The organism is Pantoea stewartii subsp. stewartii (assembly GCF_008801695.1).
GTDB lineage: Bacteria > Pseudomonadota > Gammaproteobacteria > Enterobacterales > Enterobacteriaceae > Pantoea > Pantoea stewartii.
Genome location: NZ_VZPF01000348.1, coordinates 1 through 220 on the forward strand (window position 1 = coordinate 1; position 220 = coordinate 220).

The following is a 220-nucleotide window of genomic DNA, read 5'->3' on the forward strand; positions in this document are numbered from 1 at the left end:
CTCATGAAGCGCCTGCCACAACCGTTCGACATGATTGACCCACGGCGAGTAAATCGGCTGGTAAATGACCCTGAACTTTGGGTTTGCTTTCAGCCAGCGCAACGTTTCACGGCTTTTGTGGATGATGTAGTTATCTACAATGAGCGTAATCGTTTTTGCACGCCGGTATGTCGCCTTCAGATGTTTTAACAGTCTGATAAATAAGGATGAACCTTTACTG

1 protein-coding gene is annotated in these 220 nt (G+C 46.4%); it reads right to left on the minus strand.

Going from position 1 to position 220, the window contains the following annotated elements:
* A partial coding sequence (locus tag F7Q90_RS26510) for a transposase (RefSeq protein ID WP_211369720.1) occupies nt 1-220 on the minus strand: 220 nt, incomplete at both ends.